Here is a 14465-nt window from a genome sequence, read left to right on the forward strand (position 1 = left end):
GTTTATAAGGCTGTGAACATTTCCGTATTTTGTGTTGGTTGTATATAATAGATCCAACAACATTGATCCCAAAACTATAGAGGTATTAACAATGGAATCAACTATTGCAATGGCTGCTTTCGGTAGTCCTTGGCAACTAATTATTATTGCTTTGCTTATTATTTTGATTTTCGGCACCAAGAAATTACGTTCTTTAGGTTCTGACTTGGGTGAATCTCTTAAAGGCTTTAAAAAAGCTATGAATGATGATGAAAAAGCAAAAGTAGAGCAAGAAAAACAAGACGCAGACTTTGCGACTAAAAACATTACTGAACAACAGGCTACTGAAAAAAAAGAAAGCCCAGTTGAGAGCAAAAATAAAGAGCAGGGTTAAACCGTGTTTGACATAGGTTTTAGTGAGCTATTGCTTGTTGCGGTTATTGGTCTTGTTGTTCTGGGGCCTGAGCGCTTACCAGTGGCAGTGAGAACTGTTGCTGGTTGGATTCGTGCAATGCGTTCTATGGCAGCTAATGTACAAAATGAGTTATCGCAAGAACTGAAGTTACAAGAATTGCAAGATACTCTGAAAAAAGTTGAAGAAAAAGCGAATCTTGAAGCGCTTTCTCCTGAACTTAAGCAGTCTATGGAAGAATTGCGTACAGCAGCACAGTCGCTTAAAAGTGGCTATCAAGCAACAACGAACGATATTGAAACAGAGTTAAATAAAGCAAAAGAGCTCACTGACAGTTACGATAGTGCTGTAAAAGATGCGAAGGATAACCCTCAGCAAACTCAAGAATCTGACCCCGATCCTGAATATGCAGCTAAAATGGCCGCCGTTGTTGAGGATGAAAGAGAAGAAGATTCAACCGTCGTAAAAGCAGCAGAGCCGCTTGATGCTAAAGCAAAAAACTCAAATCAAATTGAAAGTGAAAAATAACACATGGCTGTAAATGATACACAACCACTTATTAGCCACCTCATTGAGCTTCGTAAACGACTGCTCAACTGTTTAATTACAGTTTTGATTGTTTTCGCTGCGCTTGCTTATTTTTCAAATGATATCTACCGATTGGTAGCTGCTCCTTTGATTGATAAGTTGCCAGTGGGCTCGCAAATGAGTGCGACAGATGTGGCGTCAACATTTTTTACCCCAATTAAATTGACAATGATGGTTTCGGTATTTGTATCGATCCCTGTTATTCTCTATCAAATTTGGGCGTTTATTGCACCGGCTTTATACAAGCATGAACGTAAACTGATGTTGCCATTGCTTGTTTCAAGTAGTTTTTTATTTTATTTAGGGATGGCGTTTGCCTATTTTGTTGTTTTCCCATTAGCCTTTGGCTTCTTTGTAAAAACAACACCAGATAGTGTTAACTTTATTCCAGATATCAGTAAATACCTCAGTTTTGTCATGACGTTGTTTATGGCCTTTGGCGCGGCATTTGAGGTTCCAATTGCAATTATCTTATTGTGTTGGACTGGCGTTACGACACCGGAATCACTAAAACGTAAGCGTCCTTATATTTTAGTAGGGGCATTTATTGTGGGGATGTTCCTAACACCACCAGATGTTCTCTCCCAAACCTTGCTTGCCGTTCCCATGTATTTACTGTTTGAGCTAGGAGTTTTACTTTCTAATTTCTATGTAGGTAAAGGGCGGAATCGTCAAGAAAGTGACGAAGAAGAGAACCAAGAGTCTTAAACGACGGTTTATCTCAATGGATATTAAAAGCCCTTGATATGAAGGGCTTTTTTGTAGGTAAAAGGTTTTAATCTACATTCTTCTTAAATTGCGTGTTTTCAACTACTTTAGGTACACTTTTATTCAAAATATTCAGTAAAAGTATTGACCGATATTCACCGTTAGGTTCATCAAAAATAGCCTGAACCCCTGCATAAATGCCTTCTGTAATCGTAACTTTATCACCTTTCATTGGCATATCAGGAGCAACAAAATGGCTAAGTGGTGTTTGTTGTAACAATTCAATAATTTTTTCAGGGACTTCTACAGGCAGTTGTCCAAAACGAATAAAATGGCTGACTCCACGAGTTGATTGAATGGTTGTGGTATGGATCTCGTTATGATCAAATTTCACAAATAAATAGTTTGGGAACAACGCTTCTTGTACCGTTGTTCTCTTACCTCTAACAATTTTTTCCATTTCTGTCATAGGGGTCATGCATATAACATCCTGTCGATTCAAGTGCTCAATAGCGCGCTCGATTTGACCTCGTTTGCAATAAAGCAGATACCACTTTTCCATTATTTTAATTCCAGATGGCAACATTATAGCTATGATAGCAAATTACGACATGACAGTGTGACTAATGCGTAGTAGCACAATATTATTTATATCCTTAAATCGATATTAATCTAATATGGGTTCAAGTACATTTGTAACATAAAAGTCAATTAATAGGAGATACAATGGATATCTTTTTGTTGAGTAATGGCAAGCTACCAGGTAACCCTGTATGGCTCAGCTACGCTTTACCTCGTATTAACGAAATGATCACCGGTAAAAATATCAAATCAGCGGTTTTGGTTCCTTATGCTATCCTGCGTGGTTCACATGATGAAAGAGCTGAACAACTTTCAGAAGCTTTAGGTATCAAAGTGACTTCAATTGAGCATTTTTCCAGTCCAGTTGAAGCGATTGAACAAGCAGAATGTATTCTGGTCAGTGGTGGTAATACTTGGTGGCTTAATAAGTGTTTACATGAAAATGGCCTAATTGTTGCAATCCAACGAGCTGTTAGAGAGCGCAGTGTACCTTATATTGGCTGGAGTGCTGGATGTAATGTTGCTACACCAAGCATTCGTACAACAAATGATATGCCAGTAAGTAATGCTGCGATTATGCCATCACTTGGCTTATTCCCAATGCAAATTAACCCCCACTATATTGATGCTAATATTTCAGGACATATGGGGGAAACTCGTGATGAAAGATTACAAGAATTTTGTGTGATTAATCCCCATGAGGTGGTTATTGCTTTACGTGAAGGAAGTGGCTTACAAATTAAAGGTAATGAACTTCATTATTTCAGCGGAAAAGGTGAAGGTTTTAAATTATTCCAGCACAATAAAACGTTCCCTGAGCAGTTCGACACATTATCATTAAAAAAATTAGTCCCTTTTGATTGCCTTTGAAATAGTATGTTTAGCGAGAAAAAGATTGATTTTAAGGTGTTTTAGGCAGTAACTTGTAACCTTGGCCGGACGTCTTATAATAGGACTCCCTCTGCAACAATGAAAGAAGATAATGAAATATCGTGACCTTAGAGATTTCATCTCGCAGCTTGAAAAACAAGGCGAGTTAAAACGCATTACAATGGAAGTCGATCCCTATTTGGAAATGACTGAAATTGCCGATCGTACACTAAGAGCAGGGGGGCCGGCCTTATTATTTGAAAACCCCAAAGGGTATAACATGCCAGTGTTATGTAACCTTTTTGGTACAACCAAGCGTGTTGCTATGGGGATGGGGCAGGAAGACATAAAAGCGCTTCATGATGTTGGCAAGTTACTGGCCTTTCTAAAAGAGCCTGACCCTCCAAAAGGTTTCCGTGATCTTTTCGATAAACTGCCAAAATTCAAGCAAGTCTTGAATATGCCTGCGAAGCGCCTAAGCTCGGCTCCTTGTCAGGAGCAAATTTGGGCTGGCGAGGATGTTGACCTTACTAAAATCCCTGTAATGCATTGTTGGCCGGAAGATGCAGCACCATTAATTACATGGGGACTGACCGTCACTAAAGGTCCCCATAAAGAGCGCCAAAACTTAGGTATTTATCGTCAACAAGTACTTGGTAAGAATAAAGTCATTATGCGTTGGTTATCTCATCGTGGTGGTGCGCTTGATTTCCAAGAATGGTGTCAGGCACACCCAGGTGAAAAATTTCCTGTGGCAGTTGCTTTAGGCGCAGATCCTGCAACAATTTTGGGGGCAGTAACGCCTGTACCTGATACGTTATCTGAGTACGCCTTTGCCGGTCTATTACGGGGTAATAAGACTGAGGTGGTGAAGTGTATATCGAATGATCTTGAAGTCCCCGCTGGTGCTGAAATTATCTTAGAAGGGTATATAGAGCCAGGTGAAGTGGCACCAGAAGGTCCCTATGGTGACCATACTGGTTACTATAATGAAATAGATCATTTTCCCGTATTTACAGTAACGCATGTGACTCAGCGCCGTGATGCCATCTACCATTCCACCTATACCGGTAGGCCACCAGATGAGCCAGCGGTGCTGGGGGAAGCCTTAAATGAAGTATTGGTTCCTATCTTACAAAAGCAATTTCCTGAAATTGTAGATTTTTATTTGCCTCCGGAAGGTTGTTCATATCGCCTAGCGGTGGTTACAATGAAGAAGCAATATGCAGGGCACGCAAAAAGAGTCATGATGGGGGTCTGGTCATACCTGCGTCAATTCATGTACACTAAATTTGTTATTGTTTGTGATGATGATATCAATGCGCGTGATTGGAAAGATGTTATTTGGGCCATTACAACGCGGATGGACCCTGCCCGCGATACCGTCATGATGGAAAATACACCGATAGACTACCTTGATTTTGCCTCACCAGTTTCAGGCCTAGGTTCAAAAATGGGGCTCGATGCTACTAATAAGTGGCCCGGTGAAACTGATCGTGAATGGGGGCGTCCTATTGTCATGACAGATAGCGTTAAATCTCGTATTGATGATATTTGGGAACAATTAAATATTTTTGAAAAATAAGAGGGAAATCATGGCAACTTTAAGCTGTAAAGTTACATCTGTCGAATCTATCACGGATACGGTTTATCGGGTTATTTTGTTGCCAGATGGTCCCTTTCACTTTAAAGCGGGGCAATATTTAATGGTCGTGATGGATGAGCGAGATAAGCGACCATTTTCAATGGCTTCCACTCCTCATAATAAAGAAACTATTGAACTACATATAGGTGCATCCGAAATCAATTTATATGCGATGGCTGTCATGGATAGAATTTTAGAGAGTAAGCGTATTGATATTGATATACCTCACGGAAAAGCATGGTTTCGAGCAAACAGCTCTAATGCAATGATTTTAATTGCAGGTGGTACAGGTTTTTCTTATACCCATTCAGTACTATTGGCGGCTTTAGCTGAAAACCCTAACCGTGATATCACTTTCTACTGGGGTGGTCGTCAATTAGAGCATTTGTATGATCTTGGAGAACTCCAAGCCTTAAGTGAAAACCATCCAAACCTAAAAATTACGCCAGTCGTTGAACAGCCAGATGAGTTATGGCGGGGGCGAACAGGTACCGTGCTTAGCGCAGTATTAGAGGATTTTGGTGATTTATCTGCTCATGATATTTATATTGCCGGGCGTTTTGAAATGGCTAAAATCGCCAGAGACCGTTTTTGTAATGAGCGTAATGCTAAAGCTGAGCAGTTGTTTGGTGATGCTTACGAATTCATTTAGCCCGTCATATTTCAAATTGTAGGGGTGTTGGCCTCACTCAGCTCCCCTAGTCACGTAGTTATCTACGCTCCTAGGGATATCTTCGTTTGCCGCCTACCTACAATCTGAACGATGAGGGTTAAATCTGCGATTGAATTGTTTTTAAAATAGCCATATTTCAAATTGCAAGGGGTTAGTTTCACTCAGCTCCTCTAGTCACGTAGTTATCTACGCTCCTAGGGATATCTTCGTTTGCCGCCTACCTACAATCTGAACTATGAGGGTTAAATCTGCGATTGAATTGTTTTTAAAATAGCCATATTTCAAATTGCAAGGGGTTAGTTTCACTCAGCTCCCCTAGTCACGTAGTTATTCTACGCTCCTAGTTATATCTTCGTTTGCCGCCTACCTACAATCTGAACTATGAGGGTTAAACCTGCGATTGAATTGTTTTTAAAATAGCCATATTTCAAATTGTAGGGGTGTTGGCCTCACTCAGCTCCCCTAGTCACGTCGTTATCTACGCTCCTAGGGATATCTTCGTTTGCCGCCTACCTACAATCTGAACTATGAGGGTTAAACCTGCGATTGGATTGTTTTTAAAATAGCCATATTTCAAATTGTAGGGTTGTTGGCTTCACTCAGCTCCCCTAGTCACGTAGTTATCTACGCTCCTAGGGATATCTTCGTTTGCCGCCTACCTACAATCTGAACGATGAGGGTTAAGCCTGCTTGGGTTGTGTTTAAAATAGAAGTATTTCAAACGGTAGGAGTGCTAGCTTCACCCAGCTCTTCTAGTCACGTCGTTATCTACGCGCCTAGTGATATCTTCGTTTGCCGCCTACCTATAATCGGGTAATGAGTTACAGATATTCTGTCAGAAAAAGATAAAAAAACCCGCCCCTGACTAGGCGGGAACATCGACAAAACGCAATGTTTGCGAAAACTAATGCTAAACACGTTCAATAATTGTGGCGATACCTTGGCCAAATCCAATACACATGGTTGCTAAACCAAATTGCTTGTCTTTTTGTTCTAACTGGTTGAGTAAAGCTGTTGTGATCCTTGCTCCTGAACACCCGAGAGGATGACCTAAAGCAATAGCTCCTCCACTAAGATTTACTTTCTCATCTAATTGATTTTCGGTTAATTTCAACCCTTTTAGACAGGCGATAGATTGTGCCGCAAATGCCTCATTTAACTCAATGATATCAATGTCATTCAGTGACAGCCCCACACGTTTTAACGCTAATTCACTGGCGGGTACTGGGCCAAAACCCATTATCGACGGATCGCAACCTACTACGGCCATTGCTCGAATTTTAGCTCTGGGCTTTATTCCGTTTTGTTTGGCGTAATGCTCACTGGTTAATAACATGGCAGATGCACCATCGGATAAAGCTGATGAATTTCCTGCGGTGACAGTACCACTTACAGGGTCAAATGCGGGGCGAAGCGCAGCCAAACCTTGCAGACTCGCATCAAAACGGATTACTTCATCATAATCAACCGAAATAAGATTGCCATTGGCATCATGTCCATTGATAGAAACGATCTCATTATTAAATTTTCCATTTTTTGTTGCCTGTGCTGCTAATTGGTGAGACCGTAGGGCAAAGGAATCTTGTTCTTCACGACTAATTTTGTACATTTTTGCTAACATCTCAGCGGTCAGACCCATGGCTCCCGCGGCCTTTGCGACACGCAATGTTAATTTGGAGTTGAAATCAATACCATGGGTCATTGGTACGTGCCCCATATGTTCAACTCCACCAATTAATACCGAGTTTGCATCACCAGTCATAATGAGCCGGCTGGCATCATGCACAGCTTGCATCGATGAGCCACAAAGGCGATTCACTGTAACTGCTGGAACTGTATGTGGGATATCAGTTAGTAATGCAGCATTTTTGGCAATATTAAACCCTTGCTCCAGTGTTTGTTGAACACAGCCCCATATGATGTCATTTAACTCTTTTTTACTGGCGTTTGGATTACGTTCAAAAATAGCATTCATGAGGTGCGCAGAAAGGTCTTCAGCCCTTACATGGCGAAATACTCCACCTTTTGAACGGCCCATTGGTGTACGTATTCCATCAATAATGACGACATTTTCCATAAAATTAACCCCTCGCAACTTTTTTGACATCGATGGCCACTACAGGTGGCAGTGGGTAATATCTTGCATTAGTAACTGCTTTTTCTTTTAAGCCAGCAGGTGCTTGATAAAGTGGACTTAAATATTCTAATGACTCGGCAGTTTTCAAGTAAGATTGGCTACCTAAGGTATCTAAATAGCAAAATACGCCGCCTCTAAATGGTGGGAAACCTAAACCATAAACAAGCGCAATGTCTGCATCAGATGGGCTCTGAATAATGCCTTCTTCTAAACAACGAACGACCTCGTTGATCATCGGAGTCATCATGCGAGCAATAATTTCTTCTTTAGTAAATGAACGTTTTGTTTGGCTAATCGTATTTAACAACTCATCGGTTTTAGGGTCATAAATTTTCTTAGGCTTACCTTTTTTATCTTTTTCATATTGATAAAAACCTTTACCATTTTTTTGCCCAAAACGTTGTTGCTCAAACATAACATCAATGGCGTTTTTACCTGTTTTGCTCATTCTCTCAGGGAAACCTTGAGCCATAACTTGCTCAGCATGAAAAGCAGTATCAATACCGACTACATCAAGAAGATAAGCAGGCCCCATTGGCCACCCAAATTCTTTTTCCATGACGTTATCAATTTCCCTGAAATCCGCACCATCTTGCAGTAGTAGGTTAAAACCTGCAAAGTAAGGAAAAAGAACACGATTAACAAAAAATCCAGGGCAGTCATTAACAACGATTGGGGTTTTCCCCATCTTATTTGCATAGGCAACCACTTTCGCGACAGTATCGTCAGAGGTTTGTTTTCCTCGAATAATCTCAACTAATGGCATACGGTGTACGGGGTTAAAAAAATGCATTCCACAGAAATTTTCTGGGCGTTTTAACGAATTGGCGAGTATCGAAATTGGGATAGTCGATGTGTTTGACGCTAGCAATGTATCCGGTGAAATGAGTGATTCGACCTCTGACAATACCGTGGCTTTAACTTTAGGGTTCTCAACAACGGCTTCGACTACGATCTCGCTATTTTCAATACCTGCATAAGAAAGTGAAGGATGTATTGCAGCTAGGGTGGTTGCCATTTTAGCCGCAGTAATTTTTCCTCTTTCGAATTGATTATTTAACAGTTTTTGTGCTTCTTTAACGCCTAAGTCCAATGATTTCTCATTGATATCCTTCATTAAAACAGGTACGCCTTTACTTGCTGATTGGTAGGCTATGCCACCGCCCATAATACCTGCACCTAATACGGCAGCATGTGCAGGAGCGCTAACGTGTTGTGATATTTTCTTGCTATTGGATTTAACTAATTGGTCATTCAAGAAAATACTGACTAATGCTCGGGCAACATCGCTATGTGCAAGGGGAACGAATGTGGCCGTTTCGTGTTTTAAAGCATCATCACGTGTACAGTTTGCCGCTTTTTCAATGGTGTTTACGGCGGCCATTGGTGCAGGATAATGTTTTCCTGCAACTTGGTACACCATGCCTTTAGCCACATTAAAACTCATGGTTTGCTCAATCGGACTCAACTGTAGAGCCGACAGCTTTGGTTGGCGCTTCTTCTGCCAATCGAGCTTACCTGCAATAGCAGATTCAAGGACTGATAATGCAGATTGTGACAATACCTCTGTCTCGACAATCGCATCAATAAGACCCAACTTTAATGCTTGGGATGCATTGACGTCTTTCCCCGCAGTGATAATTTCTAAAGCACTATCCAAACCAATTAATCGAGGTAAACGTACTGATCCGCCAAACCCAGGCATAATCCCAAGTTTAGTTTCAGGAAGTCCAATGCGTATATCTGGTGAGGCGATACGAAAATCTGTAGATAGGACACATTCACAGCCACCGCCTAAGGCATAGCCATTAATGGCGCAAATGGTTGGTACGGGTAAATCTTCAATACGATTGAAAATACTATTTGCATATTCTAACCAACCACTGAGTGTTTCCTTTGATGCATCGAACAGTGACAAAAACTCTTTAATGTCAGCTCCGACAATAAAAGTGGGTTTATCAGAACGAAAAATAACACCTTGCAGATCGGTTTGTTGCTCAAGTACAGACACGGCTTCATCAAGTGAAGCAACGGTGTGGGTATCCAATTTATTAATTGGCCCTGGTGAGTTAAAAACCAGTTCTGCAATCCCTTTTTTCAACCATTGAACATAGATTGTTTCACTTTGATAAAGCATTCTGCTCTCCTTTACGTGATGATATTATCTGGTATGACCAGATGAAAAGAGTGTGACTAGAATGTTAATTAATTGCAAATGGTTAATGACAAAAATGGAAGATTGGTCACAGCAATTAAGTGAAATAATTAAAGGTCTAAATGATAAATGTATTATATATCAATTAATTAATAACGATCCATGATAGGGTGCATATCCGTTAATAATAGAACGTGGTAAGCTTGGATTTTCTAATTAATGCTGAAAGGTTGAAGGAAATGGAAAAACTGACTGCACTCTACGCTGATCATATTAAAACGCTACAACACAGAACTCAGCAAGTTTTACAGCGCAGCAAATTAGATGCCATATTGATTCATTCAGGTGAACCACTACGCATCTTTCTTGATGATAGTGACTACCCTTTTAAAGTTAATCCACATTTTAAAGCTTGGGTTCCTATTACGGATGTTCCTCATTCATGGTTACTTGTTGATGGCATCAATAAACCGAAGCTCTGGTTCTATTCCCCTGTTGACTATTGGCACAGCGTTGAACCGCTACCTAATAGTTTCTGGACAAACGATGTAGAGCTTATCCACTTAAAAAATGCGGATGACATCAAAGTCTTCCTAGCAAATCTACCGAAAGAAAATGTGGCATATATTGGTTCTGCAACAGCAAGAGCTGAGTCATTAGGGATCTCGTTGCATAATATCAATCCAAAACCTGTTCTCGATTATTATCATTTTCACCGTTCTTATAAGACAGATTATGAGCTTTATTGCATGCGTGAAGCGCAAAAAATGGCGGTTAATGGGCATCTTGCGGCACGAGAAGCATTTCACACTGGAATGAGTGAATTTGATATTAATATTAGCTACCTGCAAGCAACTGGTCATCGCGATACGAATGTTCCTTATGGCAACATTATCGCATTGAATGAAAATGCAGCTGTACTACATTACACCAAGTTACAACAAACTGCTCCTAATGAACTCCGTAGCTTCTTGATTGATGCAGGCGCGGAATATAACGGTTATGCTGCTGATATAACTAGAACGTATGCAGCTAAAGGTAAAGATGAGTTTGCTGAATTAGTTGCAGACATGAATACGGAACAACTTGCACTTATCGATACTATCAAAGCAGGTGTCCGCTATACCGATTACCATGTGGATATGCACCATCGAATTGCTAAAATCCTTACTAAGCATGATATTATTAAAGACATTAGCGAAGAGTCTATGGTAGAAAATGGCCTGACAACACCATTTCTTCCTCATGGCTTAGGTCATCCTTTAGGTTTGCAAGTTCATGATGCAGCAGGGTTTATGCAAGATGATAGCGGTACACATCTTAGCGCTCCTAAAATGTATCCATTCTTACGTTGCACTCGTGTAATAGAACCTAAAATGGTGTTAACGATTGAGCCGGGACTCTACTTTATTGAATCTCTGTTATCTGAATGGAGAAACGGGGAGTTTAGCCAACATTTTAATTGGGATAAAATCGAGTTTTTCAAACCGTATGGCGGGATCCGTATTGAAGACAATATCGTGATCTATTCGGATAGTATTGAAAATATGACACGAGATTTACACTTACGTTAATGAAACCTTATTTAGTGCCGGCCGAAACAGTCTCCTTTACTGAGGAAATTAAAAAAAGTCGGTTTATTACATATTTAGCACATACAGAAGGTATTGAGGCTGCGAAAGATTATATTCAATCTATCAAAGCTCAATACCCAGATGCTCGGCACCATTGCTGGGCATTTGTCGCAGGTCGACCTGATGACTCTCAACAATTAGGATTTTCTGATGATGGTGAACCAACAGGAACAGCAGGTAAACCGATTATTGCTCAATTACTGGGGAGTAATTTAGGAGAAGTCACCTGTGTAATTGTGCGTTACTTTGGTGGAATCAAACTTGGAACGGGCGGGTTAGTTAAAGCATATGGTAATGGGGCACAACAAGCGTTGAAAATTTTACCAACGCAAACTAAAGTGCCACAAAAAGTATTTAACCTAGTTTGTGACTATTCGTTAATTAATGGGATTGAACAGTTACTCGTTCAGGTAAATGGCGTGATCTTGCACAGTGATTATAATGAAACTGTCTCTTTGCAAATTGCAATTCCTGCTACTCTTGAGCAGGAGGCTAATGATAAATTACGTGATATAAGTCGTGGTACTTTAACGCTTACGTCAGAACCTCAATAGTAAACTGTTTTAGCAAGGAACCTGCCGAATGCATTTTCGTGCAATAACCCGTATAGTCGGGCTGCTTGTCATTATCTTCTCTTTTACCATGGTCATACCGGGTATTGTTGCGTTAATTTATCGCGATGGTGCAGGGCGTGCTTTTAGCCAAACTTTTATCACCGCTTTGTTGATTGGGCTTTTTCTGTGGTTACCTACTCGAAATAGTCGACATGAACTCAAAGCAAAAGAAGGTTTTCTCATTGTTGTCTTGTTTTGGACTGTATTGGGAAGTGTTGGAGCATTACCTTTTATTTTCTCAGAAAGGCCTAACTTATCTGTCACTGATGCCTTTTTTGAATCTTTTTCAGGGTTAACTACAACAGGGGCAACGACCCTAACTGGCCTCGATGCCTTACCTAAGGCCATATTATTTTACCGACAAATGCTTCAGTGGTTGGGCGGTATGGGTATCATCGTACTTGCAGTTGCTATCTTACCGTTACTGGGGGTTGGGGGGATGCAGCTCTATCGAGCTGAAATGCCAGGGCCTTTGAAAGATAATAAAATGCGCCCCCGAATTGCCGAAACAGCAAAAACGTTGTGGCTTATTTATGTTTTATTGACGATTATATGTGCCGTAGCTTTATGGATTGCGGGCATGGACGTTTTTGATGCTATTTCTCATAGCTTCTCGACAATTGCAATTGGTGGTTTTTCTACGCATGATGCAAGCATTGGCTATTTTAATAGCCCTGCGATAAACACTATCATTGGTGTCTTTCTTATTATATCAGGGTGTAACTTTGGCTTGCACTTTGCTGTATTAACAGGGCGCAGTCTAGGAATTTATTGGCGTGATACTGAATTCAGAATGTTTATCAGCTTCCAGTTTGTTTTAGTGGTGATTTGTACCTTAGTACTTATGTACCACTCAGTTTATGGAACCTTTGGACAAACTCTTGATCAGGCATTCTTCCAAGTTGTATCAATGGCGACAACGGCAGGTTTTACGACAGACAGCTTTTCTGGCTGGCCTCTTTTCTTACCGATGCTACTATTATGTGCTGCATTTGTGGGGGGGTGTGCGGGTTCAACAGGGGGCGGATTAAAAGTTATTCGTATCTTATTACTTTTCTTACAAGGTTCGCGTGAGTTAAAACGCTTAGTTCATCCAAATGCGGTCTACACAATCAAATTGGGACAGCGCGCACTTCCTGAAAGGATCATCGAAGCCGTTTGGGGGTTCTTTTCCGCATATGCCCTTGTCTTTGTCGTTAGCTTATTATTGCTCATCGCAACAGGTGTCGATGAATTTTCTGCATTTTCAGCGATAGCGACCACGCTTAATAATCTGGGGCCAGGTCTTGGGACTGTAGCAGACAACTTCACGTCCATGAATCCAACAGGTAAATGGATTCTTGTGGTGACAATGCTATTTGGGCGTTTGGAAGTATTTACTTTATTAGTGCTACTGACTCCAACTTTCTGGCGTGAATAGTTGAATACAGTCTATTTATTAGTGCACTCTAATTATAATAGAAATGATAATAATCTAGGAATGATAATGAGTTATTTACTTTTACATTCAAGTACGGATGGGCAAACTAAGAAAATAGTTTTAAAAATAGCGGAACAGTTACGTAACTTAGGGCGTGAGTGTGATATACGTGATTTGAATACAGACCAAGGTTTTAACATATCAGCTTATGATAAGGTACTGGTGGGCGCATCAATTCGTTATGGTCATTTCAATAAAAAATTACTGCGTTTTGCAACTTCGCATCAGACTCAACTAAATGCAATGAAAACGGCTTTTTTTGCTGTAAACCTGACGGCGAGAAAAGAAGGTAAAAACACGGTAGAAACTAACGCATATACTCGTAAGTTTTTAGAAGCTTGTCCGTGGAAGCCAACATTGAAATCGGTTTTCGCTGGAGCGCTCTTTTATCCACGTTATAAATGGTTTGATAGGACAATGATCCGCTTAATCATGAAAATGACGGATGGCCCCACTGACCCTAGCACTGAAATTGAATATACCAATTGGGATAGTGTCGCGATATTTGCCGATGAGTTTGACGGTCTATAGGTGGTATTATCAACAATACGTAGTTATTTTACGCTTTTTGTTTAATAAACCAGCTGTCGATAAAGAATATTAAAAAAACACTTGCGAGATTTTTTCGGCTCCCTATAATGCGCATCCGTTGTCACGATAAACCGGCTCGAAGAAAATCTTAAAGCCCCGTGATAACAGAGGTGAGAAAGAAAAAGTTAAAAATAAATGCTTGACTTTCTAAATAAAAAACGTAATATACGACACCTCGCAACAACGACCCGGTTAACGAAATTAGGTGTCGAACATCGAAAGATGAGTTGCAACGCTCTTTAACAATTTATCAGACAATCTGTGTGGGCGCTCACAGGACACTATCAAAAAAATATTTGATTTTAAGTCTTGAAGAGTGACTAACACGTTAATTCATATATATGAACTAATAGGTAATTTGGTTTCTTCGGAAATCAAACGACAGTAAACATTCTTT

General features: G+C 40.4%; 13 protein-coding genes. 10 read left to right on the plus strand and 3 right to left on the minus strand.

All coding sequences use genetic code 11. The features are described from left to right. Positions 1-91: 91 nt before the first annotated feature. From tatA to tatC, 3 genes are read left to right on the plus strand one after another with little or no spacing between them, the layout of a single operon-like run. Positions 92-373, plus strand: coding sequence for a twin-arginine translocase TatA/TatE family subunit (gene tatA, locus ACLPIE_RS17080; RefSeq protein WP_430262917.1), 282 nt, complete (start codon positions 92-94; stop codon positions 371-373). Between the two features lie 3 nt (positions 374-376). Next, positions 377-919, plus strand: a complete 543-nt coding sequence (gene tatB / locus ACLPIE_RS17085) for a Sec-independent protein translocase protein TatB (RefSeq protein WP_430262918.1) — start codon at positions 377-379, stop codon at positions 917-919. 3 nt (positions 920-922) lie between these two features. Next, on the plus strand, positions 923-1687 hold the full coding sequence (gene tatC / locus ACLPIE_RS17090; RefSeq protein WP_430262919.1) for a Sec-independent protein translocase subunit TatC: 765 nt from the start codon (positions 923-925) through the stop codon (positions 1685-1687). Positions 1688-1754: 67 nt separating this feature from the next. Here tatC and rfaH read toward each other — a convergent pair whose 3' ends face one another. Next, positions 1755-2249 (minus strand): transcription/translation regulatory transformer protein RfaH, encoded by a 495-nt coding sequence (gene rfaH / locus ACLPIE_RS17095; RefSeq protein WP_430262920.1) that lies wholly within the window; start codon positions 2247-2249, stop codon positions 1755-1757. Between the two features lie 164 nt (positions 2250-2413). Between rfaH and pepE the strand changes: the two genes are divergently transcribed. The 3 genes from pepE (at position 2414) to fre (ending at position 5436) form a co-directional block, all read left to right on the plus strand. Continuing rightward, positions 2414-3139, plus strand: coding sequence for a dipeptidase PepE (pepE, locus tag ACLPIE_RS17100; RefSeq protein ID WP_430262921.1), 726 nt, complete (start codon positions 2414-2416; stop codon positions 3137-3139). Between the two features lie 112 nt (positions 3140-3251). Beyond that, on the plus strand, positions 3252-4724 hold the full coding sequence (gene ubiD / locus ACLPIE_RS17105; RefSeq protein ID WP_430262922.1) for a 4-hydroxy-3-polyprenylbenzoate decarboxylase: 1473 nt from the start codon (positions 3252-3254) through the stop codon (positions 4722-4724). Positions 4725-4734: 10 nt separating this feature from the next. Beyond that, the gene (fre, locus tag ACLPIE_RS17110; RefSeq protein ID WP_430262923.1) at positions 4735-5436 is read left to right on the plus strand and encodes an NAD(P)H-flavin reductase; all 702 of its coding nucleotides are present in this window, start codon (positions 4735-4737) and stop codon (positions 5434-5436) included. 931 nt (positions 5437-6367) lie between these two features. Here the strand turns inward: fre and fadA are convergent. Together fadA and fadB are read right to left on the minus strand one after the other, a co-directional pair. Continuing rightward, positions 6368-7534: an acetyl-CoA C-acyltransferase FadA gene (fadA, locus tag ACLPIE_RS17115; RefSeq protein WP_430262924.1), complete on the minus strand. Its 1167-nt coding sequence runs from the start codon at positions 7532-7534 to the stop codon at positions 6368-6370. 4 nt (positions 7535-7538) lie between these two features. Beyond that, the gene (gene fadB / locus ACLPIE_RS17120; protein WP_430262925.1) at positions 7539-9731 is read right to left on the minus strand and encodes a fatty acid oxidation complex subunit alpha FadB; all 2193 of its coding nucleotides are present in this window, start codon (positions 9729-9731) and stop codon (positions 7539-7541) included. 257 nt (positions 9732-9988) lie between these two features. Here fadB and pepQ point away from each other — a divergent pair, with 257 nt between their 5' ends. The 4 genes from pepQ to hemG all read left to right on the plus strand — a co-directional run bounded on the left by pepQ (position 9989) and on the right by hemG (position 14008). Further along, positions 9989-11323 (plus strand): Xaa-Pro dipeptidase, encoded by a 1335-nt coding sequence (gene pepQ / locus ACLPIE_RS17125; RefSeq protein WP_430262926.1) that lies wholly within the window; start codon positions 9989-9991, stop codon positions 11321-11323. Continuing rightward, positions 11323-11937, plus strand: a complete 615-nt coding sequence (locus ACLPIE_RS17130; RefSeq protein ID WP_430262927.1) for an IMPACT family protein — start codon at positions 11323-11325, stop codon at positions 11935-11937. Before pepQ ends, ACLPIE_RS17130 begins: the two co-directional genes overlap by 1 nt. 28 nt (positions 11938-11965) lie before the next feature. After that, complete coding sequence (gene trkH, locus ACLPIE_RS17135; RefSeq protein WP_430262928.1) at positions 11966-13417, plus strand: Trk system potassium transporter TrkH; 1452 nt, start codon at positions 11966-11968, stop codon at positions 13415-13417. A 66-nt stretch (positions 13418-13483) separates the two neighbouring features. Continuing rightward, positions 13484-14008: a menaquinone-dependent protoporphyrinogen IX dehydrogenase gene (gene hemG / locus ACLPIE_RS17140; RefSeq protein WP_430262929.1), complete on the plus strand. Its 525-nt coding sequence runs from the start codon at positions 13484-13486 to the stop codon at positions 14006-14008. Positions 14009-14465: the final 457 nt, after the last annotated feature.

Source organism: Providencia sp. Me31A (genome assembly GCF_050487165.1).
Lineage (GTDB): Bacteria > Pseudomonadota > Gammaproteobacteria > Enterobacterales > Enterobacteriaceae > Providencia.

Bases quoted from the DNA above. Each gene is read 5' to 3' on its own strand.
- tatA (WP_430262917.1), top strand. From the start codon at position 92: ATGGAATCAACTATTGCAATGGCTGCTTTCGGTAGTCCTTGGCAACTA.
- tatC (WP_430262919.1), top strand. From the start codon at position 923: ATGGCTGTAAATGATACACAACCACTTATTAGCCACCTCATTGAGCTT.
- rfaH (WP_430262920.1), bottom strand. From the start codon at position 2,249: ATGGAAAAGTGGTATCTGCTTTATTGCAAACGAGGTCAAATCGAGCGC.
- pepE (WP_430262921.1), top strand. From the start codon at position 2,414: ATGGATATCTTTTTGTTGAGTAATGGCAAGCTACCAGGTAACCCTGTA.
- ubiD (WP_430262922.1), top strand. From the start codon at position 3,252: ATGAAATATCGTGACCTTAGAGATTTCATCTCGCAGCTTGAAAAACAA.
- fre (WP_430262923.1), top strand. From the start codon at position 4,735: ATGGCAACTTTAAGCTGTAAAGTTACATCTGTCGAATCTATCACGGAT.
- fadA (WP_430262924.1), bottom strand. From the start codon at position 7,534: ATGGAAAATGTCGTCATTATTGATGGAATACGTACACCAATGGGCCGT.
- fadB (WP_430262925.1), bottom strand. From the start codon at position 9,731: ATGCTTTATCAAAGTGAAACAATCTATGTTCAATGGTTGAAAAAAGGG.
- pepQ (WP_430262926.1), top strand. From the start codon at position 9,989: ATGGAAAAACTGACTGCACTCTACGCTGATCATATTAAAACGCTACAA.
- ACLPIE_RS17130 (WP_430262927.1), top strand. From the start codon at position 11,323: ATGAAACCTTATTTAGTGCCGGCCGAAACAGTCTCCTTTACTGAGGAA.
- trkH (WP_430262928.1), top strand. From the start codon at position 11,966: ATGCATTTTCGTGCAATAACCCGTATAGTCGGGCTGCTTGTCATTATC.
- hemG (WP_430262929.1), top strand. From the start codon at position 13,484: ATGAGTTATTTACTTTTACATTCAAGTACGGATGGGCAAACTAAGAAA.